At 42.7% G+C, this 23,638-nt stretch carries 16 protein-coding genes and 2 pseudogenes; 15 read left to right on the top strand and 3 right to left on the bottom strand.

Translation table 11 applies throughout. From position 1 onward, the window contains the following. Positions 1–6: 6 nt before the first annotated feature. Entirely contained in the window at positions 7–2,109 is a 2,103-nt protein-coding gene (locus tag PAUR_RS11775; RefSeq protein ID WP_192507934.1) for a TonB-dependent siderophore receptor, read from the bottom strand. 369 nt (positions 2,110–2,478) lie between these two features. Between PAUR_RS11775 and recR the strand changes: the two genes are divergently transcribed. The 6 genes from recR to PAUR_RS11745 all read left to right on the top strand — a co-directional run bounded on the left by recR (position 2,479) and on the right by PAUR_RS11745 (position 10,805). After that, on the top strand, positions 2,479–3,081 hold the full coding sequence (gene recR / locus PAUR_RS11770) for a recombination mediator RecR (RefSeq protein ID WP_192507933.1): 603 nt from the start codon (positions 2,479–2,481) through the stop codon (positions 3,079–3,081). Between the two features lie 462 nt (positions 3,082–3,543). Further along, positions 3,544–6,345 carry a TonB-dependent receptor gene (locus tag PAUR_RS11765; RefSeq protein WP_192507932.1) on the top strand — a complete coding sequence of 934 codons (2,802 nt, stop codon included), beginning with the start codon at positions 3,544–3,546 and terminating at the stop codon, positions 6,343–6,345. A 59-nt stretch (positions 6,346–6,404) separates the two neighbouring features. Continuing rightward, a complete protein-coding gene (locus tag PAUR_RS11760) occupies positions 6,405–7,736 on the top strand; it encodes a DUF5690 family protein (protein ID WP_192507931.1) in 1,332 nt (443 codons plus the stop codon). An 11-nt stretch (positions 7,737–7,747) separates the two neighbouring features. Beyond that, positions 7,748–8,557, top strand: coding sequence for a phosphonoacetaldehyde hydrolase (gene phnX, locus PAUR_RS11755; RefSeq protein ID WP_192507930.1), 810 nt, complete (start codon positions 7,748–7,750; stop codon positions 8,555–8,557). Further along, the gene (locus PAUR_RS11750) at positions 8,557–9,963 is read left to right on the top strand and encodes an FAD-dependent oxidoreductase (RefSeq protein WP_192507929.1); all 1,407 of its coding nucleotides are present in this window, start codon (positions 8,557–8,559) and stop codon (positions 9,961–9,963) included. The genes phnX and PAUR_RS11750 overlap by 1 nt, the downstream gene beginning before the upstream one ends. A 149-nt stretch (positions 9,964–10,112) precedes the next feature. Next, a complete protein-coding gene (locus PAUR_RS11745; protein WP_192507928.1) occupies positions 10,113–10,805 on the top strand; it encodes a UTRA domain-containing protein in 693 nt (230 codons plus the stop codon). A 132-nt stretch (positions 10,806–10,937) separates the two neighbouring features. On the opposite strand, the gene phnW is transcribed toward PAUR_RS11745, so the two are convergent. Then, positions 10,938–12,032 carry a 2-aminoethylphosphonate--pyruvate transaminase gene (phnW, locus tag PAUR_RS11740; RefSeq protein WP_192507927.1) on the bottom strand — a complete coding sequence of 365 codons (1,095 nt, stop codon included), beginning with the start codon at positions 12,030–12,032 and terminating at the stop codon, positions 10,938–10,940. A 188-nt stretch (positions 12,033–12,220) separates the two neighbouring features. Here phnW and PAUR_RS11735 point away from each other — a divergent pair. The 7 genes and pseudogenes from PAUR_RS11735 to PAUR_RS11705 form a co-directional block, all read left to right on the top strand. After that, positions 12,221–12,665: pseudogene (locus tag PAUR_RS11735) on the top strand (transposase); the annotation flags it as partial. A gap of 616 nt (positions 12,666–13,281) precedes the next feature. Then, on the top strand, positions 13,282–13,761 hold the full coding sequence (locus tag PAUR_RS11730; protein ID WP_192507926.1) for a hypothetical protein: 480 nt from the start codon (positions 13,282–13,284) through the stop codon (positions 13,759–13,761). Between the two features lie 59 nt (positions 13,762–13,820). Then, positions 13,821–14,228: a hypothetical protein gene (locus PAUR_RS11725; protein ID WP_192507925.1), complete on the top strand. Its 408-nt coding sequence runs from the start codon at positions 13,821–13,823 to the stop codon at positions 14,226–14,228. 150 nt (positions 14,229–14,378) lie between these two features. Beyond that, positions 14,379–15,353, top strand: coding sequence for a transposase (locus PAUR_RS11720; RefSeq protein WP_192507924.1), 975 nt, complete (start codon positions 14,379–14,381; stop codon positions 15,351–15,353). A 350-nt stretch (positions 15,354–15,703) separates the two neighbouring features. Continuing rightward, positions 15,704–16,676 (top strand): annotated as a pseudogene (locus tag PAUR_RS11715) (transposase). Between the two features lie 663 nt (positions 16,677–17,339). Beyond that, entirely contained in the window at positions 17,340–17,861 is a 522-nt protein-coding gene (locus PAUR_RS11710) for a hypothetical protein (protein WP_192507923.1), read from the top strand. A gap of 471 nt (positions 17,862–18,332) precedes the next feature. Continuing rightward, the gene (locus tag PAUR_RS11705) at positions 18,333–19,454 is read left to right on the top strand and encodes a heme-binding protein (protein ID WP_192507922.1); all 1,122 of its coding nucleotides are present in this window, start codon (positions 18,333–18,335) and stop codon (positions 19,452–19,454) included. A 506-nt stretch (positions 19,455–19,960) separates the two neighbouring features. Here PAUR_RS11705 and PAUR_RS11700 read toward each other — a convergent pair. Beyond that, entirely contained in the window at positions 19,961–20,170 is a 210-nt protein-coding gene (locus PAUR_RS11700) for a hypothetical protein (RefSeq protein WP_192507921.1), read from the bottom strand. A 130-nt stretch (positions 20,171–20,300) separates the two neighbouring features. Between PAUR_RS11700 and PAUR_RS11695 the strand changes: the two genes are divergently transcribed. Both PAUR_RS11695 and PAUR_RS11690 read left to right on the top strand, forming a co-directional pair. Further along, the gene (locus PAUR_RS11695; RefSeq protein WP_192507920.1) at positions 20,301–21,104 is read left to right on the top strand and encodes a hypothetical protein; all 804 of its coding nucleotides are present in this window, start codon (positions 20,301–20,303) and stop codon (positions 21,102–21,104) included. A 96-nt stretch (positions 21,105–21,200) separates the two neighbouring features. Beyond that, positions 21,201–23,633, top strand: coding sequence for a TOMM precursor leader peptide-binding protein (locus PAUR_RS11690; protein WP_192507919.1), 2,433 nt, complete (start codon positions 21,201–21,203; stop codon positions 23,631–23,633). Positions 23,634–23,638: the final 5 nt, after the last annotated feature.

Genomic DNA, 23,638 nt, shown 5'->3' with positions numbered 1-23,638 from the left:
TATTCCCTAAAAACTAAAAGTGGTTGATGCGCTAATTAATCTGCCTCGACCAGGAGATACGCCCCAGTCAATGCCCTTTGCACCACCAGATAACCAGTATTGTTTATCAAAAACGTTTTCAACTCTGAGTCTTACAGTGGCATTAAGCGCAGATAGCTGGTATTTGAGCCCCAAATCAACGCGGGTATACGCAGGGAGAGTGAGTGTATTTGATACATTTTGCTCGCGCTCACCTACATGAAAAATACCTGCATTAATGCTGAGTGATTGATAGCTTGGAATGGTGTAATCTACGAAGGTATTTGCTTGAAATTTAGGAACATTGGCCGGTCTATTGCCATTGATGGTGTTGTCTCCACCTAATTCATCAAGCGTTGGGTTCATAAAAGTCACCGAGGTCACGGTAGACAGGTAAGCGTTTATTTCACCGCTGAGGTTGAGCTCTAACCCTTGGTGTGATTGAACCCCATCTTGTACGAAGTAGTTAGTATTGCGGTTATGATACTCGAGCATTTTCTCTACTTGAAATAGCGCTGCGGTATAATTGATACCCGCATGTTGGTATTTAATCCCCGCTTCAATTTGTTCACTTTCTTGTGGACCTAATGACTCCCCTTCGTTGATAGCGCCACTGCCAATAACAGCAACAGCCCCTTCTCCAGCGCCTTCTGAATAACTGAGATAAAATGCGAGTGTGTCACTGGGGTTATAGTTAATCCCCAACATTGGCGTGTTAAAGCTGCGATCATCTAATGTCACCCGTGCGCTATTCGGTGCGCGTTGTGTCTTATCATACTGTATGTGACGTAACCCAAGCGTGGTATAGAAAACGTCATTGAAGTGCAGGGTATTGGTGATAAAAAACGAACTTTCACTGGTGTCGGTTACGTTCGCATCGGGATAGTCGGGATAGTTCGGTTTTTCAGTGTAGGTTGGGTTGAATATATTGCCAACAGGATTGGTGAGTTCGAACCAACGCCCGTCTTTAGATTGATACTCTCTGGCGCTGAGGCCAATAACCAGTTCATGTTCAATTCCCTGAGTCTGAAATTCGCCTTTAACAAAGGTGTGAGCAGACACAGTCTGATATTCCTCATCAGGTGTCACATGTATTGCGGATGATAAAACATCTCCAGCTTGATTGACGCTATAAATGTCAGGGAAAATAGTAAATCTATCATTGCTTGAATAAGCAACTTGATTCACCCATTGCCATTGGTCATTGAACCAAAAATCCGCGCGCAGGGCACTGTTAAGGGTTTGTGTTTCATACAAAGCCCATGGTTGCCCAAGGAGTGTTTCACTGGTATCCACGTAGGGTGGCAAAATGGTTTTGCCAGAACTTGGGTCAGTAGATAACCCAATAAGGGGTTGTGAGACCATTTTTTTGTCTTGAAAGTCACTGTCTAGTCTGACAAACAACTGATCAGATAATTGCCAGTCAAAAGCAGCACTGACAAAAGTCCGTTTGAGGTCGTCGCCGCCAGTAAAGTCGCCATTTTTTTCAAACGCGGCGTTGAAACGATAGCCCATGTCTTTGTTGTTTGAGAGTGGGCCACCAAAATCAAGGTGTAAAAATTTACTGGCTCGGTTTTTTAGCTCAACCGTGACATCGAAGAAACGCGCTTGAGTCGGGCGCTTGGTGACATAATTAATGGTGCCACCGGGGTTGTTAAATCCAGAAACAAGGCTAGATGGCCCCTTAATCACATCAATGCGTTGGATATTTTCAAGAGGTACATCTTGGTAGGGCGCCAACGCTAAGCCATCACGCCTAAGCCCATTGGTCCAATCAAGTTGAAAACCGCGTAGGCTGACAAAATCAAATACAGTGCCAATAGAGGTATTTTGCACTGAGGCGTCATTTGCCAGTATTTCCCCTAATGTTTTCGCTCGTTGGTTCGCGATAAGAGCTTCTGAAAATGATTGTATGGAGATGGGTAATAGCTGTGCGTCTTTAGAACCAAGGGCTGACGCATTAATATCGCGAGTGCTGTATAAAGGCGCGCGCGTGCCTATCACTTCTACTTTTTCTATTTCTTGAGATGCTAAGCTATCCGAGCTTATTAAACCGACCAAGGTGCTGGCCGCAATCAAAGACCTTTTCATTTTTAGTTCCAACTACTTATGTATGTATTTTCCGTATTTTAAGGCGTCTTATTTGTTAAGACGCCAGCTCGATTTTCGATCAAACGTTATAACATCTCAATACTAGCAAGTTTTAATTTGTTTTGGGAAGAGGTAATTGGAAATAGTTTTCATTACTGTTGCTATGTTCTAGTCTAAATTATGACTAAAATAGCGATTTTTGAGTTAAGGAATGTAAGGAGTATTGTAGATACTCGCTAGTGCCATCAATATTGGTTTTCTGATATCATTGATTAATCCAGTAAAATAGGTTGGCTATTGATTGACTCACTCTTTGTTATGGTGATGTTGTTGCCTATTTTAATTTTCTCATTTTAAGTTAACTTTAATATGCAATTATCACCCTCACTTACTGCATTAATAGAAGCATTACGCTGTTTACCAGGTATTGGCCCTAAGTCAGCGCAAAGAATCGCGTTTCATTTACTTGAGCGAGACCGTTCAGGGGGAACTCAACTCGGCGATAGTTTATTAAAGGCCATGCAGGTTATCGGGCATTGTGAGTCTTGCCGTACGTTTTCAGAAACTCCACTTTGTGATATTTGTTTAAGCGTTAAGCGTCAAGATAGCCGATTGTTATGTATTGTTGAGTCACCTACAGATGTCTTAGCGATAGAGCAAACAGGGCAATATCAAGGTCTTTACTTTGTATTAATGGGGCATTTATCTCCGTTGGACGGCATAGGCCCTGCAGAAATCGGTTTGGATTTGTTGGCTGATAAATTGTCAAAAGGCAATATAGACGAAGTCATTTTAGCGACAAACCCCACCGTTGAAGGTGAAGCAACTGCGCATTATATCGCTGAGCTATGTCAAAAGCATGGGGTAGAGGCATCTAGAATAGCCCATGGCATGCCGGTAGGTGGCGAACTCGACTTGGTGGATGGTATGACATTGATGCACGCCTTTTCAGGTCGACGTAGTATTCGTTGAGGGGCGGGTACACATCACAGTGTGGCATATTGATTGCCTTATGGCTTGCCTAACATTTTACTGGCGGCTATAAGGCTATTGTAAATTAATTATCTCGTATAATTAATTGTGTTCTTAGCCGATTTTTCTATTATGGCGTTTCAGTAGCATTACACGCATCATTTCCTCAATTGACGAAGTCTCGTCAAAAATTTATTTTATCGTGCGATACGTCTTTAAGTTACCCGTATTTAAATGGGTAACTAATTGCAAATGGCTATCAGGCGGATGCTAACGTTAAGTTCTCAGTTACATATTTTTAGCGGCATAGCATGTCACTTCCTTTAATGGGTCATCCATTTAAATCATAGCTCCATAAACGTTTAATTAAACCGTCATGAATTTGTAAACAATCAATACTACCATCTCCTTAATAAATCTGGACTAGACCAGAAATAAAACCCAACATTAGAGATGAAAGCAATGAAAAAACTAACTCAGATCGCTGCTGCTATTTTCCTCGCTACCAGTTCGGGCGTGTATGCATCGAGTGGCAAACTTGTCGGTACTGTAAAAGACCTTCAGGGGAACCTGTCAGGTGCATCCATATCGATTCAAAACACCAGTTTCACTGCAGTCACCGACTATAGAGGCCGTTTTGAATTACCGAAACTGGCATCAGGTGATTATACACTCGTGGTTAACTATTTTGGTTATGAGAATTCACAGGTGAATGTCACTGTGGTTGAAGGGAAAGTGACCACAGTTGCGCCCATTGTGTTAAATACTCAGCAAGAGATAGAGGAAGTTGTCAGTGTCGGCCAGATATTTCGCGGTGAAATGGCTGCGGCGAATAATCAAAGAAATGCCTCTAATATCATCAGTGTTATTGCCGCAGATGGCATTGGCAAACTCCCCGATAGAAATGCCGCTGAAGCCGTTCAGCGAATTCCTGGTGTGTCTATTGAGCGTGACCAAGGCGAAGGGCGTTTTGTTGCAGTGAGGGGATTACCATCACAGTGGAGCTCAGCAAGCATTAATGGTAATCGATTGCCAACCGCAGAAGAAGAGACGACCAGTCGTGCCACCGCATTCGATTTCTTTCCGAGTGAGCTTATTGAGTTTGTAGAAGTGTCTAAAGCAATAACGCCAGATATGGAAGGAGATGCAATTGGGGGCAGTGTTAACTTTATAACCAAAAAATCAGCGGATGAGTTTTTACTACAAACCAACTTCGCAGTCGGTCAAAATGAACTGGCTGGTGGTAATAACTACTCAGCAAATGTGGTATATGGCGATCGTTTAATGGACGATAAGTTAGGGTTTATTGTTAATGCGACGGCTTGGAAACGAGATTGGGCAACAGACAATTATGAGCCACGTCGTCGAGGTGAAAGTGAGGACTTTGGCATTTATCGCTTAGAGCTCAGAGATTATACCGGTACACGTGAAACTTACGGGCTCAATGGTTCTATGGAGTATGATTTAGACAATGGCAGTATCAGTGCGAGTGCTTTGTACGGTAGTTTGATTGATGATGAAACCCACTATAAACATCGCTTAAGGTTCGATAAAGACAGAGCCGAACTCCAGCATATTCGCAACGAGTTGATCACTCAAATGCATGGCTTTGAGTTTGCGGGTGAGCATGATATTGGCTTTGATAAAACCATCAACTGGCAGCTTGCGACGTATGAAAATGAATTTCGCTATGGCGATAATCCAAACGGGCAAGATAACAGCTATTTTGTGATGCGTTTCGATCAAAAGCGGGTAGGTTATACCGGTTTAAAAGAAGCGAGTAATGGTAAAAAATACGCATATAACTTAATTGATGGTGGCACGGACGCTTGGAATGGGATCAGTAACCACTTTCCAGTCGGTTTTAATATGGACCCCACGCAAGCTGGACTGTCTTGGGTTGAGCTGTATAAAGTTTACGTGAATGAGAAAGACCGTGTGGTTGCTAATTTAGACTTTGAATGGAGCATAGCACCTGAGCTTAGCTACAAATTCGGCGTTAAATATCGTGACAAAGTACGTCATGCTGACTTTGCTGATGAGTTTTACGAATGGAACACCGATGAGTATGGCGCAGCGCCAACATTGGCAGATTTTGCACTGAGTGATCAGCCCGGTCGACATGACTTTTTATCTGACGCGCACTTTAATTATCAAGCGCAGTTTTCTCAAGTGGCCACGACAGAAGCAACGATGGCATTTTGGAATAAAAACCGCAATAAGTTTCGCCTCAATGAAGACGAGTCAGCATTGATCAGTAACGGTGGTGCACTAGGCAGAAACTTTGATATTGAAGAGCAGCATACCTCAATTTACGGGATGGCAACGTATCAAGTTAATCCTAAGTTAGAAGTATTAGCTGGCCTGCGTTTAACCAAAACCGACACCACTGTGTCGGGGCATACCTATTTATCAGATGAAAAGAGAACGGTTGCCACAACACAAAGTAATGATTATTGGTCGGTGCTACCTGCACTGCATTTAACGTATCACGCGACAGACACAACCAATTACCGATTGGCATTAACGCGTAGTTTTGCCAGACCAGATTTTGGCTCTTTAACGCCAGGGGCAACGTATCTTGAAGCCGACAACAAACTTGACTCAGGTAACCCAGCGCTAAATCCGACCTATTCAAATAACTTAGATGTCATGGTTGAACATTACTTTGACCGTGTTGGCCTTATGTCAGTAGGCGCTTTTTACAAAGATATTCAAGATCCTATTTTCGAAAAACGTTCTACTGGTAACTATAACGGTCGAGATGGCATCAATATTATTCGCCCTGAAAATGGTGAGAGTGCTTGGCTTGCTGGTTTTGAATTAGCCTTTAACCGTGATCTTGGTTTTATTTCTGCGACACTTGAAAACTTTGGGGTTATGACGAATGCCACGTTTATGGACTCGCAAATGCGTATTCCAACACGTGATGATAAGGTTCATATTCCGCGCCAAGCAAGCGAGTTGTATAACTTTACCTTGTACTATGATGATACTGCATTCGCGGCAAGAATTGCGCTCAATCATAAAGGGGCCTACATAGAGGAGCATGGTAAATCGTCGCAAAGTGATAGTTATTACGGGGCGAATACCAGTGTTGATTTTACGACGTCTTATCAAATCAATGAGCAAACCTTAATTTACCTTGAGTTGAATAACTTAACCAATGAAGCACTGGAATACTATATGGGCGAAAAAGGCCGACCACTACAAGTGGAGTATTACGGTATGCGCGGCATGATTGGTATTAATTATCAGTTCTAGGCTGTAAAGGCAGTGATGCAAGGTGTTGTTGAACACCTTGCTGTTATTTAAGGTTGATTATGTATTCTTTAACTGTTTGGCAGCGCACGCCGAACTGGCTTAAGCCAGCGCAAGGTGCCGCATTTGTGTTATTTGCAGCGTCTAGCGCGTTTATGACTTATTTTTGCATGTATGCATTTCGAAAGCCTTTCTCGGTCAATAGTTATACTGATTTTGACCAAGGACATTGGGCTATTAGCTTTAAAGTGGCACTCATTTTATCGCAAGTTTTTGGCTACTTAATTGCAAAGTTTATCGGCGTTAAATTTATTGCCGAAATGCAAAGAGCAAAGCGCGCAAAAACCATTCTATGGATGATATTGGGAGCGGAGTGTGCGCTTATTTTATTCGCGCTTACACCGGTACCTTTCAACATCGTGTGGTTATTTTTTAATGGCTTAGCCTTAGGCATGATCTGGGGTTTAGTGTTTAGTTATTTAGAGGGGCGCAAAACCGCTGAATTACTGGGGGCGGTATTAAGTGTGACGTTTATATTGGCATCTGGGCTTGTGAGAACTGTTGGACAATGGCTGATCATTGCATTGGATGTATCTGAGCTTTGGATGCCAGCCGCAACGGGTGCTATTTTTTTGCCGTTATTGGTATTGTCGGTGATGTGTTTAAACAGTATTCCACCTCCAACATCTGAAGATGAAGCGGCTAGACAGCAGCGTTTACCCATGAATGGTGCACAGCGTTGGGCGTTTTTTAAACGCTATTGGTTCGGGATCACAGTGCTGATTTTGAGCTTTTTACTTTTCACAGGGTTTAGGGATTTCCGTGATAATTTTTCTGCAGAAATATGGCAGGCTTTAGGGTATGGACAGGAACCGGCCATATTTGCTTATGCGGGTATACGGATCGCGCTGATTGTTTTGATTGCACTGGCGGCGTTGGTATTGATTAAAAACAATCGCACTGCTTTTTTCGTAAATCATGGCGTTATATTGCTAGGTACTGTTACTTTAGCGAGCTGCACATGGGCTTTTGAAGCCAATTTAATCAGTGCCAAAGCCTGGATGGTGATATTAGGCGCGGGCCTTTACATTAGCTACATTCCTTATAACTGCTTCTTATTTGATCGGATGATTTCCGCGGTAGGCTCTACGGCAAATGCAGGGTTTTTATTATATTTGGCAGACTCTGCAGGTTACATCGGCTCAGTGGGTATTTTACTTTACAAAACCTTCTCATCCCCAGATCTGAGTTGGTTACAATTTCTTATTCAAGCCTGCTACTGGGTGGCAATTATAGCCAGCATCTTGGTAGTCAGCTCTTTGGTTTACTTCAGTTTAAAACTAACTTCCGCGAAAACAGGCAACATAGTTAAGCCTGTTATGCCGGCAACTTAATAGGAAAAAAGATGAAAAATATTGAAGCGCTCATTTTAGATTGGGCTGGCACTGTGGTTGACTATGGATCAATCGCACCGACGCGTATTTTTGTGGAAGCGTTTAAAAAGGGCTTTGATTTTGACATTAGTCTTGAAGAAGCGCGTGCGCCAATGGGTTTAGGTAAATGGGACCATATTAATACACTTTTGAATACCCTAACAATTGCACAGCGCTGGCAACAACAATTTGGTCGTTTGCCATCTCAGCAAGACGTTGATCATATTTACCAAACCTTTATGCCGCTTCAGCAAGATAAAGTAGCGGAACGGGCAGCACCAATAGAAGGGGTACTTGCGGTAATTAATAAGCTACAAGCAGATAACGTCAAAATAGGCAGTTGCTCAGGCTACCCAAAGCCTGTAATGGATGTGCTCGTACCTGCTGCACAGGCGCACGGCTATCAGCCTGATTGTGTGGTGGCCAGTGATGAATGCGTGGCGGGCTCTCGGCCTGGCCCTTGGATGGCGCTAGAAAACGTGCAACGTCTTGGAATTTCTAAAGTAGCAAATTGCGTTAAAGTGGATGACTCTGTGCATGGTATCACCGAAGGATTAAACGCAGGTATGTGGACAGTAGGGATAGCTGTTACGGGCAATGCGATAGGACTAAGCGAACAAGAGTGGCAAGCCTGTGATGCAGATAAACAAGCCTTATTGACACGCGAAGCTTATCAGCAACTGTCTAGTGCAGGCGCGCACTTTGTTATTGATTCACTTGCCGATATTGTGCCGGTACTTAATGAGATTGAGGCAAGATTGGCACGCGGAGAACGCCCTTAATGCGCTTTACTCCTTTTTGGTTTGATGAAGCAATAAGCGAGGCTGACATACGTTCAGCCTTGCCCCTGAGGCAAAATATAGACACCAATATCTGTATCATTGGCGGCGGTTTTACCGGACTTTGGACTGCGATTAATTTAAAGCAATCACAGCCTGAACTGGATGTTGTGATCATTGAAAAAGACTTATGTGGACAAGGGGCATCAGGTCGTAATGGTGGCGCCATGCTAACTTGGTCAACCAAATTTGCCAGTTTAATTAAACACATGGAGATTGAACAAGCGGCGTTTTTAGTTAAGTCATCAGAGCAAGCCGTACATGATATTAAAGCATTTACTGAACAATATGGTATTACGTGTGATTGTCGCATAGATGGCACGTATTACACGGCATCAAATGCAGCACAAAAGAGCGGATTTGCACCGATTTTATCTTTGTTAGACACGCATCACTTGAATGCTTGGCAGGCTGTAGACGAAAGTAACCTAGCAAAAACCGGTTCGCCAGCCAATTTATCTGCGATTTATTCACCGAATGCAGGCAGTGTGCAACCCGCTAAATTAGTCAGAGGCTTATTACGTGTTGCGAAAAAGCTAGGTGTAAAGGTGTTTGAAAATACACAGTACCTTGGTTATCAAGCGGGCGAAACAATTCAAATTACCACTTCAGGGGGCGTTGTTAGGGCAAACAAACTTTTGTTTTCTGTTAATGCTTGGCTACCTAGCTTAATGAGCGAATTTAAGCGTGCGGTGGTGCTAGTGTCAAGTGACATGGTGATCAGTAAACCGGACCCTGAGCGTTTGGCCAGCATGTCGTTAGCGCATGGTGCCCCCATTATAGATAACCGTATTTTCGTGAATTATTACCGTAGCACTTCAACAGGGCGTTTGATGCTCGGCAAAGGGGGAAACTACATTAGTTTTGCTAACAAGGTGACGAAACGATTTGATCAGCCAAGTCAGTATCTGGATATTATGCAGCACTACTGGCAACACTTTTTTAAAAATAGTGGCCTAGAAATAGAACGAAGTTGGACAGGTCCCTCCGATAGAAGTGTGACTGGGCTGCCTTTTTTTGGCTATTTACCACGTCAAACTAATGTATTTTATGGTAGTGGCTATTCTGGTAATGGGGTTGTGCAAAGTTATTTAGGCGGAAAAATACTGTCTAGTTTAATGCTGAATAAACACGATAAGTGGCAACGTTGTGCACTTGTAAATCAGACACTGTCACAGTTTCCAATAGAGCCGGTGCGAACATGCGGAGCGTATGTCGTCCGAAATGCGATAAGGCGAAAAGAATATGCAGAAGACCGTGGCCATCTTCCAAAATTGTGGGATGTGCACTTAAGTAAACTCAGTGGCTCAGCAGCCAAAGTAGACCCAAATTTAAAAGCAACATCATGAATAAAGCCCTTTTTTAGCGCATTAATAGTGCATCAGTACGATGAGCCGGTGCATATTATAGATAGCATGCGCTTTGTTTTATGAATAACGCCTTTTTTTGTCATAAAATTGCAGTAAGCTATTAGCAAAGTTTTTGATAAAATTTAACTATGCTTTTATATCAAGTTATTAGAAATCATATTCAGAGTTTGGTGGCTGAAGGCCGTTTACAGGCAGGTTCAAAGCTGTCATCTGAACGGGCGCTCCAAGAGCAATTCAATTCGACGAGAATAACAGTCCGTGAAGCACTCGCGCGGTTAGAATCGGAAGGGGTTATCTTCAGTCAAAAACGTCGCGGTTGGTTTGTAACGCCAGATAAATTAAAGTGGCATCCAGCTCGAAAAGTGAATTTCAACGCGTTAGCACAAAAGCAAGGTTTTGTACCCTCCACTGAAGTGATTGAAATTCAGAGCCCATCGAATACGCATCAGGTTTCGCATGACTATTTTGACAGTAAACCAGTATATAAGTTAACTCGTGCGCGCTATTTAGATGGCAGAGGAATATTGATTGAAGAGATATATTGCCTCGCAGATAGGTTTGAGGGGTTAGAGCAACAGCCACTCAATGGCTCTATAACCCAAGTAATGGAGCACAGCTATCAAGTGAATGTATCTCACGAAAAATGTGAGATCAGTGTGACGGTGTTACCGGATCGTGCCGCAGAGTTACTTGAAAAGAACAGTGGCGCCCCGTGTTTAAAAGTACAACGTGCGCGATATGATGAACACCAAGCACTCGTTGATTATAATATTGAGTTTTGGTTGCACGATGCCATCGAAATGATCATTGAAGGCAAGTAGCTCTACTTATTTTTGTGATAAATAAGTCTTAAACGGAACAATACGGTGCCATTCGCGAGTACTGAAACTAGCCAATGGCACCCATATTCGTGATTGCTTATTTAAAGTCAGTTAGCTGATAGTGAGCTGTGCTTACCAATCTTTGGCTTCACTGATTGCCTGTAATAAGCCTTCAATATCACTTTGGTATACTTCACCGATATTGCCGATTCTAAAGCAATCTGAATCTGATACCTTACCTGGGTAAATCACATAACCGAGCGATTTTAATGTGAGATAAAAGCGTTTAAAGTCGTAGTGTTCAGCCTCAGGGGATAAAAAAGTGGTGATAATGGGCGAGTGTAATTGCTTGGGTAAAAGCGGCGTAAAGCCCAGCTCTTTCATACCACTGACCAATAATGATTGGTTAGCGGTATATCGCTTGTGTCTGGCCGCCACACCGCCCTCGTCATGCAATTCAGTTAAAGCTTGGTCAAATGCTCTGACGACATGGGTTGGAGAAGTAAAGCGCCATTTACCATTGTGCTTTTCCATGGTTTCCCATTGATCAAATAAATCCAGAGAGAGTGAGCGCGCATTGCCCCTGCATTGTGCGATGAGTGATTTTTTACTGATCACAAAGCCAAACCCAGGCACGCCCTGAATACACTTATTCGACGAGCTAATTAATACATCAATATGCAATTTTTGCATATCAATGGGTATGCCGCCAAAGCTACTCATGGCATCTAATATCATCACTTTGTTGAACTCTTTCGCAAGTGCAGCCACTTTTTCTAAGGGGTTGAGCATGCCTGTGGTTGTTTCGCAGTGCACCATCACAATGTGCGTGATATGCGGGTGATTTTCTAGTGTATTTTTAATTTGTGATATGTCTGGGTAGTGCGTTTCTGAATAATCTAATGCGATTAGGTTAATAGTGAGATATTCCGCAATTTGTTTAATACGCGCGCCATAAGCGCCATTATTAATGACTAATACTGTGGCGTTTTTATTAATAAATGTGCCCAGTGCCGCTTCAACAGAAGCCGTACCACTGCCTTGCATTAACGTGGCTGTAAATTGATCAGAGGTACTTGCAAGTTGACACAATTCGGAGCGAATTTTTTGTACGATACCCACATTGTACTCTTCATCCCATGTACACCAATCTTTAAGCATGGCTTGTTTGACTGTCGCTGATGTTGTTAACGGGCCGGGTGTGAGTAATAAGTAATTTTTGTCCATTTTTCTAATTCCAATCTGGTCTATACCAACAATTAAAGCACATGAGACATGACTTTTTGATGATGGAATTATGACAGTCTAAGAGATTTGAATAAGAGGCTGTGGGTAGTGGTAGGGAAGTACCTTAAGCAGTAACTCAATGTCTTGCTTCACAATATCATTTAGCAAATGGCTGACCATTTTATTTTTGGCAAGGAGTTAACGATGCGTGTTCTATTAAATTAGTAAGTTATCTAGCACGGTATACCCGAAAGGACGCGATGTCAGAATCGAGACTGGTGTTGGTGAATAAACAAAGCGTGTGCTTTAAATATCGAAACTATGCCGATAAACACAGTGAAAAGGTCATGATACTGAGTTGTAGTGAGTTCTTACGGCGCTATTTACAGTATGTGCTACCCAAAGGGTTTATGCGAATTCGTCACTATGGCTTTTTAGCCAATGCATGTTGCAAGCGAAAATTGGAGTTGATAAAGGGACAAGGGCCCAATCTATGTAAAGTGAAGAAGAAAAGGCAGAAGCGCGTCACCACCTCCACACTGGCTTTGTGAAGTATGCAAAACAGGGGTATTACGATTTAACGAAAGGGTTAATTCAAGTGAAGCGACCATGAAATTAGCACGAACGAGCTAGCAGCAGAGCTTGCTGAATTAAATCAACGCGTTAATCTGCTTAATTGCTCGGGCTAGAAAAGTGCGTGCGGGGTGCTAATATCATTGATAAAGCAGCCAAAATTAGCTCTAATGACAAGATAAAATGTACTGAGTAATGCAGGGATGGCTTAAGCGCGATAGGTAAGCCGATAAAATAGGCATAAGACAAGTTAAGCCACTAAAAGCAAATAGCAAATTCCCGCAGCATAAATGACACCAACTCTGACACACCGAGCAGGTATCGGCTCAGTCCAACAAGCGATTATGCAGCACAAACAACGTGCCGTATGAATACTAAATAGTTATGTTTCAATCAGGGTATGCAAACTTAAATGGCTCAGTGTAAAAAATGCAAAGCGGATATTGTGCCCCTAGAAGTTAAAGTGGCAATGAACAAGTCATATTTTGTGTGTCCCGTTTGCAAACATAGAATTAGTAGCTTTAGCCTTAAAGGTTTATTCATCTTTATCGGTAGTGCAATATTGTTATGGGCTGTTCTGTTTATTCATCACCACATGACAAATTAACTTTGTGGTTTGTGTATTTGAAACATAACAAGCGCATTATGAGCGGACGTTATATTTCTTAGGAGAGTTATGCTCAAGGATCTAACACCTTTGATACCGGTTCTTTCGTTGGCAGTTGCGGCGTTGGCGGTATTTTTCGGCCCACTGATATCGATGATTGTTGCAAATAGAAAGAGTCGTCACGATCTTCGTGTAGCTAATAAACAAATCATAGCGCCTATCCGCCAATCTTGGATAAATGAACTTAGAATTCTATTAGCTGATATCACTGGTAAATGTGCTCATTATTGGGCTGCGGGTTACGAGGATCGCTCAGACAGTGAGTATCTTCATATTACAGAAGCTATCAGCAGACTAAATTTGTACTTAAACTTAAACGAAGAGGATCACTTGCAGTTACTTGAGCATATTAAAGAAATGGAGGCTGCAATTTCATCAGGCAGTTCCCTTGAAAATGATGCTAGGTTTTGGGCTGCTCACAGGTCTACAATATCGCAATCTCAACTCATTCTAAAAAGAGAGTGGGAGAGAGTTAAAAATGAAATATAACAAGGGCAGGTAACGGACCTCCGTCCGCTGCTGCCGGTGTTAGCTCTCTAAGGAAGGTCATGTTAAAAATCGTCGTAATTATCTTAATATTTATCGTTGTTGCTTTTTTCTTTTTTAAATCAAGCTCACCTGAAGCAAATACTTGGCTTGAAGAAAATCAAAACAAGCATGCCCTAGCAGGAAACAGATTCGCAGGAACAGAGGACGCTATTAGTTTTGTAAATAAACTATACGATTTAGGTGCAGTTAAAGTAGTTATTTCTAGTGACTCAATTTACAAAGATAAAGATAGAATAGAAAAAGAAGGCGGGCCATACGCAGATGCCATTGTCGTAACAATGCCTAGCTCTGAGTCTCAAAAAGCAGCATTGTTCGAAATATTCAAACAAGAAGCTATCTCGCAAGGTATAGAATTCAACTCTGAAACTGATGTTAAAAATAACAAAGTATTTATCTGGTGGGATTAGCGGGTGAAGTAACAAATTTAAACTGACACCCATCCAAAATTGACGATTTTTCATTCATCACGGAATTTAAACTGACACCCATTCAAAATTGATTGTTTTTCATTCATCATCTATCTTTTAGATTCAGCTTAAAAGATAGACAATTCCCTCATGGCCACAGCACGAAAAAGACAAGTGAGTTTAACGGATACCAAATACTACCATTGTATTTCACGGTGTGTTCGTCGTGCTTATTTGTGTGGTGAAGATAAGGTAACAGGTCAATCGTATGAGCACAGAAGAGGCTGGATAGAAGATAAACTACTTGAACTTGCCAAAGTGTTTTGTATTGATGTGTGTGCGTATGCGGTGATGAGCAACCATACGCATACTGTGCTGTATGTAGATGATATAAAAGCTAAAAGACTGAGTGATAAAACGATTGTGATCAGGTGGCATAAGCTGTTTAAAGGCACCATACTGTCTCATAAGTTCCTTCAAGGTGAGCGACTAGATTCAGCCCAACAGTATTTTTTAAATAAAGACATTGAACAATTTAGAGAACGCTTAGCGAGTATCAGTTGGTTTATGCGGGTACTGAATGAAAGCATTGCCCGAAAAGCGAATAAAGAAGATAACTGTACGGGTCGATTTTGGGAAGGCCGTTTTAAATCACAAGCCTTACTTGATGAAGCGGCACTGGCTGCCTGTATGGCGTATGTTGATTTAAACCCAGTTAGAGCCAAAATGGCTGATACACCCGAAACCTCAGACTACACCAGTGTAAAAACTCGCTGTGAACATGCCAAAGAAGGCAAGCAACCTAAACAATTGGCACGTTTTGCAGGTAGCCCCAGAAAGCACATGCCCAAAGGTTTACCTTTTGAATTAAAGTCCTACTTAGAACTGGTAGAATTAACTGGCCGATGTATGCGAACAGACAAGCGCGGCGCTATCAACCCTATCAACTCTCCAATTTTAGATAGGCTCAACATTGCCTCAGAAAACTGGTTAAAACTCACCACACAATTTACCAAAGTATTCCATGGCGCAGTAGGGCGACCTCAAAAGCTAGATAATTATTGTGCGAGCCTAGAAATAAAACGGCGCGCTAATTATAAGCAATGTGAAAAGCTACTGGCTTAATTTTTAGGCTATCAAGGTAATCTGTAGATAACCAACGCACCATGGTTGGCGGGTTAGACGCGCCTTGTTGCTGGGCATGAGTTCAATTATCCCTATCTTTGAGCTTATAGCACATGTAGTTAATTCAATGTTACTAACTAGGCGATATCTCAGGTAGAACATTGCCTGCTGATTGGTTTTAATTTTTTGAGTGGGTGTCACTGTTTTTTGTTTGGTCGCACATTTACATTAGCAGAAACTGAGAAGTGTCTTATTTTTATCTAGTTTTTATACGTGGTGCACTTGGAACTTGAATTCGGGATTCATTGCCTATCTTTTAAATTCAGCTTAAAAGATAGGCGCTTTTCCTAATGGCCACAGCACGCAAAAGACAAGTGAGTTTAACCGACACCAAATACTACCATTGTATTTCACGGTGTGTTCGCCGTGCTTATTTGTGTGGTGAAGATAAGGCAACAGGCCAGTCGTATGAACATAGAAGAGGCTGGATAGAGTCAAAATTACTGGAACTTGCTAAAGTATTTTGTATTGATGTGTGTGCGTATGCAGTGATGAGTAACCATACTCACATTGTATTGTGTAGATGATATAAAAGCTAAAAGGCTGAGTGATAAAGCGCTTATCATCAGGTGGCATAAGCTGTTTAAAGGCACCATACTGTCTCATAAGTACCTTCAGGGTGAGCGGCTAGACTCAGCGCAGCAATACTTTTTAAATAAAGACATTGAACAATTTAGAGAGCGTTTAGCGAGTATCAGTTGGTTTATGCGGGTACTGAATGAAAGCATTGCCCGAAAAGCGAATAAAGAAGATGGTTGTACGGGTCGATTCTGGGAAGGGCGCTTTAAATCACAAGCTTTACTTGATGAAGCTGCATTGGCAGCTTGTATGGCGTATGTTGATTTAAATCCAATCAGAGCCAAAATGGCTGAGACACCCGAAGCGTCAGACTATAGCAGTGTTAAAACACGCTGTGAACATGCCAAAGAAGGCAAACAACCTAAACACTTAGCACGTTTTGCAGGCAGCCCCAGAAAACATATGCCTAAAGGTTTACCCTTTGAATTAAAGTCATACTTAGAACTGGTAGAGTTAACAGGCAGATGTATGCGAACAGACAAACGTGGCGCTATCAACCCAATCAACTCCCCAATTTTAGACAGGCTCAACATAGCCCCAGAAAACTGGAAAAAACTCACCACACAATTTACCAAAGTATTCCATGGCGCAGTAGGGCGACCTCAAAAGCTAGATAATTATTGTGCGAGCCTAGAAATAAAACGGCGCGCTAATTATAAGCAGTGTGAAAAGTTACTGGCCTAATGTTTATACCACAAAGATAATTTCTATATAACCAACACACCATGGTTTGGCGGGTTAGGCGTGCCTTGTTGCTGGGCATGAGTTCAATTATCCCTATCTTTGAGCTTATAGCACATGTAGTTAATTCAATGTTACTAACTAGGCGATATCTCAGGTAGAACATTGCCTGCTGATTGGTTTTAATTTTTTAAGTGGGTGTCACTGTTTCTTCGGGCAGGCACAAATTTCTTTGAAGTATGCAAAGTCGGGGTCTTACGATTTAACGAAAGGGTTAATTCAAGTGAAGAGACCATGAAATTAGCACGAACGAGTTAGCAGCAGAGCTTGCTGAATTAAATCAACGCGTTAAGCTGCTTAAGTGTTCGGGCTAGAAAAATGCGTGCGGGGTGATAATATCATTGATAAATCAGCGAAAATTAGCTCTAATGGCAAGATAAAACGCACTGAGTAATGCAGGAATGGCTTAAGCGCGATAAGCAAGCTAATAAAATAGGCATAAGAAAATAGGCATAAGAAAAGTTACGCCACTAAAAGCAAATAGCAAATTCCCGCAGCATAAATAACACCAACTCTGACACACCGAGCAGGTAGCGACTCAGTCCAACAAGCGATTATGCAGCACAAACAGCGTGCCGCATAAATACTAAATAGTTAGCTGTACTTATGAAAACTGATAAAACGTCTCAATTTCTGTGGTTTATTTCCTTAATATTAGGTTTTTGGTTTTCAATCGAAACCGTGAACAGCACTTTTTACGGTTTCGAATTAGTCTTAGGAACAGCTCTATTTGGTTTAGTCGTAGGGCTTATCTTGCAAAAAAAGCGTAATCCATCTGAAATTTGGGATAGTTTTGTAGATAAAAGGAATTTTTTTAGAAGCCAGCGTAGAACAACGTATATGTTCTTTTTTCTCTCGGTTATAGGGTTCTCGAATTCTTACATGTTAGTTGGTGAGCCTGAGTACTTGAATACTGAAATAACCGAAAAAAGAATTAGCAGAGGAAAATCGACTAGCTATATATTGGCTATTGCTCCAGCAGAATACGGTATGTTAGATCTAAACGTTGGTGAAAAATTTTGGAATTCTCAAGCAGTAGGTAACGAGCTTATGATTGAGGTCCAAGAAAATATTTTTGGTTTATATGTAGTTACGGATTACACATATGAACCTTCCCCGATCAAGTAAACATAACGATTATTTTTAGCTTCCTTTAAGCAGCTAACTTGTAATGGAAATTCTTAAATCTATTCAACTACGCTATGTCGGTTAGCAGTTAAAATCGTTGAGGGTCTCTTATTGCGATCTCATCGCAGCCTAAATCAGTCGATACAGCTTATCGTTTAGGGCCACTATACCAAACCAAGGGGGTCAGCAAACCAATGGGTTCAAAAAACCAATGAGGTCGGAGCCGTTGAAGATATTACCTAAGACGACCCTCATCTAAAATTGCTTGTTTTTCATGGCGAAGGCAAATCGTAATTACTAAGAGGTAACATCTATCTCAGGCAGTAATAGCGGTGCATATGTGTGCCAGTGAAAAACGCCTATTTTTTTGTGTAATGGAGTGTAATACCCTAAAAAAGCCTTGCTGATATACTCAAAATCTGATGAAAAATTAATCAATCGTTAATTTATGCACAGCAAGGAAAGTAAACTATGAGCAAGCCAGATCCTATTGCGCAATTACAAGTTGAAGTCGCGCAACTTCAATCTGCATTTGAAGATCTCAATAAACAATGTTCTACAGCAAGTGAGCACAACGCCATTTTACGTTGCGCCACCTGTATTCCACAACCGCTTAATAACTGCACCGATAAAGCCACAAACCCAGAACAACCTCATTTTGTCCCAGATTTTAATGTTCCGCTGATTGCAGCCGGTGGCGGCGATCAAAAATGTGACATTCTTGAAAAACTCGGACCATTAGCGGGTTTAATCGGTACTTGGGTCAGTACCCGATACGGGGGGTTTAATGTCATGCCTATCCCGCAAGACAACGCTCCTAATGGGTTTATCTTAAAAAATATCTCTTATTATGAAGTCATGACGTTTAGTGCCATTCAGGGAAAAGTCGCTAATCGGGCAGGTAATTATGAACAAGATGCATACACTATTTTTTACTCACAGCGGGTGTTTTTTGCCGATGGCCCTCAAAAAGATGCGCTTGTGCATGCTGAAAATGGGAGTTGGTTACATCAGGTGACGGCGCCTCAAGGGCAAGGAACTCTGAACATAGCGCCATGGGTCCCAGATACCCCCGACCCATTACCTCAGCAAGAGCAGAACCGAACTATCGTAAAACAGGTTTCAGTTCCTCATGGTAATTCTATTCTGGCTATTGGTCATCACGACAGCTTTGGAGGTGCACCGAGTATTCCTGTTGCTAATGCCTTGCCAACGGCTGGCGGTAACAGCTTTAAAGTCCCATATGGTGTTGATATTCCTGAAAACCCCAATGTTAACCCCAATATTGTGCTGCAAGTTGCTTTAGATAGCCTTTATCAACAAGGCATAGGTGTGGTCGAGACCACGGTGCTAGATGTTGATACAGAAACAGATGGCAATATTGCCAATACACCATTTATGAAAGCACATGCAGACGTACCTCGGTTCAAAACTACTTTGTGGTTAGAACGACTGTCTAATGGCCTAGATATGCTGCAGTACACCCAAGATATTACTTTGGACTTCAGTTTGATTAATGGCAAAGACCCCGGCAAACGCACCCGTTATAAGTTTCCACACATTACTGCTAATACCCTATTTAAAGTGCAATAAACACGTTATTGCATTGTGCTGAATATGTCTGTTCAAGACATTTTGTTTGCCACTTGTGACATACATTCGGCAAGCAGCAAACCAAGTTGTTTTTGGTATGCGATACCAAACAAGACAATTAAATAAACTTTAAGGAAAGTAACATGAGCGAACAAGCAATTAAAGAACTCCAATTACAAGTGACAGAGCTCACTTCTAAAGTCAAAGCATTAGAAACACGCTGCAACCCTCCAGGAATTGCAGATTGTGCGGTATGTTATTACTGTACACCTTGTACTCCTTGTATCACACCAACAATTTTATGTGCACCATGTACCACTACATTGTGTGCTATATGCGCACCGGTTGGTACTAGCTATCAACCTTTAGGCCCACCAACACCTTGTGTTGCCTGCGTGCAATGCGATGCAAATTACAAGTGTGTAACATGTGAGCCTGTCGCTAAGTGTGTCACCTGTTACCCTTGTATTGTTAATTTCTGTGCACTATGCCAGCCAGGTCAAAACTTACAATGTCAGCAATGTGCACCAGTCACTAAATGCGACACTTGCTACCCGTGTGTTGTTACCCTCTGTCAGCAATGTGCGCCTATTACTCAGTGCGACACTTGCTACCCATGTGTCGTTAATTTCTGTCAACAATGCCAGCCGATCACTCAGTGTGACACTTGTTATCCATGTGTGGTGACGTTCTGTGTGACATGCCAGCCAGGTCAAAATTTACAATGCCAGCAGTGTGCACCTATCACTAAGTGCGAGACTTGCTATCCATGTATCGTGAATTTCTGCCAACAATGCGAGCCTGTTACTCAATGTGATACCTGCTCTCCTTGTGCTGTGAACTGCTGTGCGCAGTGTTATCAATGCGCCCCGCAGTGTGCGCAGTGTTTCCAATGCGCTACGCAATGTGCGCAGTGTTATCAATGCGCCCCGCAGTGTGCGCAGTGTTTCCAATGCGCTACGCAATGTGCGCAGTGTTATCAATGCGCCCCGCAGTGTGCGCAGTGTTTCCAATGCGCTACGCAATGTGCGCAGTGTTATCAATGCGCCCCGCAGTGTGCGCAGTGTTTCCAATGCGCTACGCAATGTGCGCAGTGTTATCAATGCGCCCCGCAGTGTGCGCAGTGTTTCCAATGCGCTACGCAATGTGCGCAGTGTTATCAATGCGCCCCGCAGTGTGCGCAGTGTTTCCAATGCGCTACGCAATGTGCGCAGTGTTATCAATGCGCCCCGCAGTGTGCGCAGTGTTTCCAATGCGCTACGCAATGTGCGCAGTGTTATCAATGCGCCCCGCAGTGTGCGCAGTGTTTCCAATGCGCTACGCAATGTGCGCAGTGTTATCAATGCGCCCCGCAGTGTGCGCAGTGTTTCCAATGCGCTACGCAATGTGCGCAGTGTTATCAATGCGCCCCGCAGTGTGCGCAGTGTTTCCAATGCGCTACGCAATGTGCGCAGTGTTATCAATGCGCCCCGCAGTGTGCGCAGTGTTTCCAATGCGCTACGCAATGTGCGCAGTGTTATCAATGCGCCCCGCAGTGTGCGCAGTGTTTCCAATGCGCTACGCAATGTGCGCAGTGTTTCCAATGCGCCCCGCAGTGTGTGCAATGTTATCAATGTGCCCCGCAGTGTTTGCAATGTTTTCAGTGTGTAACTTGCACACCGTGTAGTACCGGCGGTTAGCACGCAGTTTAGTGACACTCCTTGGGCTGAACTCAGGGAGTGTCCTTAGAAATTGGATGTTTAATTTATGAAAAAACTAAGATTAACCCCAGCTGCGAGCATTATTCCCAATAGCAGCGGTGTGTTATTAAGTTCAGATTTGGGAGACTTTCAAGTTCACGGTCGAGATACTTCAGACTTTGTTGAAAAAGTCTTGCCGCTATTGGACGGGGCGCTCACTCAAGTTGAAATCTGCACACACTTACCTGAATATGGTGATGCGAGTATTCAGAGCGTGCTGCAAATGCTTAACCAATATGGTTTACTAGAAGAAGTTTCTGAGCAACGAGAGTTTAGGCCGCCAGGTTTAGTACAAACACGCTTTTTACGCCCGTGGCACCAAGCAGGCCAAATACCACATAGCCAAGAGCAAATCTATTCTCTCACTCTTTGTCGAGTATTAGTTGTGGGCCTTGAACCTTGGGCTGTTACATTGTTAGAGGAGCTAGGTACAGCAGGTGTAGGCCATATTCATTTGTTAGATAAAGAAAATATCACCTGTGATGACTTAACGTGTCATCGCTTTCTTACGCCTGAAGATATTGGCAAACCAAGAGCACAGGTGTTTAAAGCCGTACTACAACAGCGTAATCCTTGGATGCAGATCAGCCACTCTGAGCTTAGTTGTGACAATAATAACTTAGGGTGCCCTTCAAATGACTGGGATTTAGCTATTATCACTTTAGGTAAAGACGCTAATTTTTGGTCACATAAAGCCTCTGAATATGTACATCAATACACGATTAAAGCGATTTATGGTCACTTGAATGGCTTAGAAAGCTGGATAGGTCCTGTTGTTAATTTAAGTGACACCACCTCGAGCTCATGCTGGAATTGCTTAAGGCTCAGAAAACTAGGTACTGAGCAGCATGGAGAATTGGCACATGAATTAGAAAAAAGCCATCAAAAAAATCGTGATGGCCGTGCCCGCAGTATGTTGACACCTATGTCTGCCATCACCGGTCAACAGCTTGCAATGGAGGCATTAAAAATCCTTTGGGGTTATACCGAAAGTGCGTTACTGTCCCATGTTATTGTACAAAACCTAGTCACGCACCAATCAGAAAAACATGCTATTATTCCTATTCCTTGGTGTGAAGTGTGTGGCTTTGATCACAGCAATGCCACCACCCACGCATTATCAATGCATCGTGATAAAAAATCAGCTGCCAACCCTCTTAATCAACTACAAGATGTTGATCAATTTACATCTTTATTTGAAGGCTGGATAGATTCGGTAACAGGTATTGTACGCCAGCTCACAGGGCATGCACCACACTTACCCGATTATCCTATTACGGCTTCAGCTGGGGTATCGTCGTTTACTGAAGGCGAGTTTGACCCAAGAGCTTCCGGTCAAGTTGGCTCTGGTAAGGGGCTAGATCATATTTCTGCAAATATCAGTGCGGTAGGAGAGGCACTGGAACGTTACTCTGCGGCACGATACCAACTAAGTGATTTTAAATATGCCTCAATTGGCCAGTTACACGGTGATTATGTCGATCCAGATACCTTAGTTTTATATTCTAATAAGCAATACAGTACCCCTAATTTTCCATTTCACAAATGGCATAGAAAGCAAAAAATACATTGGTGTCGTGGTAGCTGGTTAGCAACCGATAAACCGGTTTGGGTACCTGCATTAGTCAGCTATTTTAATTTTGCTTGCCCCTATAAAGAACAGTTTAGTCAGGTATCTTCAAACGGGTTAGCAGCGGGCCAAGACAATGATGATGCAGCCCTCAGAGCTTGTTATGAATTAATTGAGCGTGATGCCATGATGCTCACTTGGTATGCACAATTACCTTGCGAACGTCTCTGCTACGAGTCGCTCAACCAAGGTAAAATGCGGGTAATGATAGATGACTTAACTCAGCTCGGCGTAGAACTTGAATGCTATTTATTGGATGTGGGGTTACATGTACCAACGGTGGTATGCCTAGCCCTTGGTGATGGTTATCGCACCCCTGCGGCATCTGTTGCGCTCGCCACCCATGGGGATATCAAGGTTGCTATGCGCAAGGCGCTATTGGAACAAGGACATGTGATGCCTTACCTGTGTCAACTTATGCGTTCGGGGCATAAAATTCCGCGTCATGTTAGTGACGTAACAAGTTTAGAAGATCACGCGGCTTATTATTTTAGCAAGGGCCAACTCGCTTCATTTGAGTTTATGCGTCGCCCTATAAGCGAAGCAAAAACACTGGACGATTGGCCTTACGAAGCGATCACGCAAGTCACCCAACTCAAGCAGCGCCTAGATGAAGCAGGAGTAGAGGTTGCTATTGTGGATGTCACGTCTCCAGATATGGCGTTAAGTCCGTTTAGAGTTGCGCGGGCCATCGGTGTCAATATGCAGCCTATTCACTTTGGTGAGCAATTTAAACGGGTAGATAACCCAAGGCTACGAAAGCTATTACAAGGGCGGCCTGTTAATAAAGAACCACATCCCATTGCTTAGAAAAA

It is taken from the genome of Pseudoalteromonas aurantia 208 (genome assembly GCF_014858725.1).
GTDB classification, from domain to species: domain Bacteria; phylum Pseudomonadota; class Gammaproteobacteria; order Enterobacterales; family Alteromonadaceae; genus Pseudoalteromonas; species Pseudoalteromonas aurantia.
The sequence above is the reverse complement of the archived record's forward strand: the minus strand, read 5'-3'. Positions and strand labels throughout refer to the sequence as shown.

Bases quoted from the DNA above. Each gene is read 5' to 3' on its own strand.
- PAUR_RS11765 (WP_192507932.1), top strand. From the start codon at position 3,544: ATGAAAAAACTAACTCAGATCGCTGCTGCTATTTTCCTCGCTACCAGT.
- PAUR_RS11720 (WP_192507924.1), top strand. From the start codon at position 14,379: ATGGCCACAGCACGAAAAAGACAAGTGAGTTTAACGGATACCAAATAC.
- PAUR_RS11775 (WP_192507934.1), bottom strand. From the start codon at position 2,109: ATGAAAAGGTCTTTGATTGCGGCCAGCACCTTGGTCGGTTTAATAAGC.
- phnW (WP_192507927.1), bottom strand. From the start codon at position 12,032: ATGGACAAAAATTACTTATTACTCACACCCGGCCCGTTAACAACATCA.
- PAUR_RS11690 (WP_192507919.1), top strand. From the start codon at position 21,201: ATGAAAAAACTAAGATTAACCCCAGCTGCGAGCATTATTCCCAATAGC.
- recR (WP_192507933.1), top strand. From the start codon at position 2,479: ATGCAATTATCACCCTCACTTACTGCATTAATAGAAGCATTACGCTGT.
- PAUR_RS11705 (WP_192507922.1), top strand. From the start codon at position 18,333: ATGAGCAAGCCAGATCCTATTGCGCAATTACAAGTTGAAGTCGCGCAA.
- PAUR_RS11760 (WP_192507931.1), top strand. From the start codon at position 6,405: ATGTATTCTTTAACTGTTTGGCAGCGCACGCCGAACTGGCTTAAGCCA.
- PAUR_RS11750 (WP_192507929.1), top strand. From the start codon at position 8,557: ATGCGCTTTACTCCTTTTTGGTTTGATGAAGCAATAAGCGAGGCTGAC.
- PAUR_RS11745 (WP_192507928.1), top strand. From the start codon at position 10,113: ATGCTTTTATATCAAGTTATTAGAAATCATATTCAGAGTTTGGTGGCT.
- PAUR_RS11725 (WP_192507925.1), top strand. From the start codon at position 13,821: ATGTTAAAAATCGTCGTAATTATCTTAATATTTATCGTTGTTGCTTTT.
- PAUR_RS11730 (WP_192507926.1), top strand. From the start codon at position 13,282: ATGCTCAAGGATCTAACACCTTTGATACCGGTTCTTTCGTTGGCAGTT.
- PAUR_RS11710 (WP_192507923.1), top strand. From the start codon at position 17,340: ATGAAAACTGATAAAACGTCTCAATTTCTGTGGTTTATTTCCTTAATA.
- phnX (WP_192507930.1), top strand. From the start codon at position 7,748: ATGAAAAATATTGAAGCGCTCATTTTAGATTGGGCTGGCACTGTGGTT.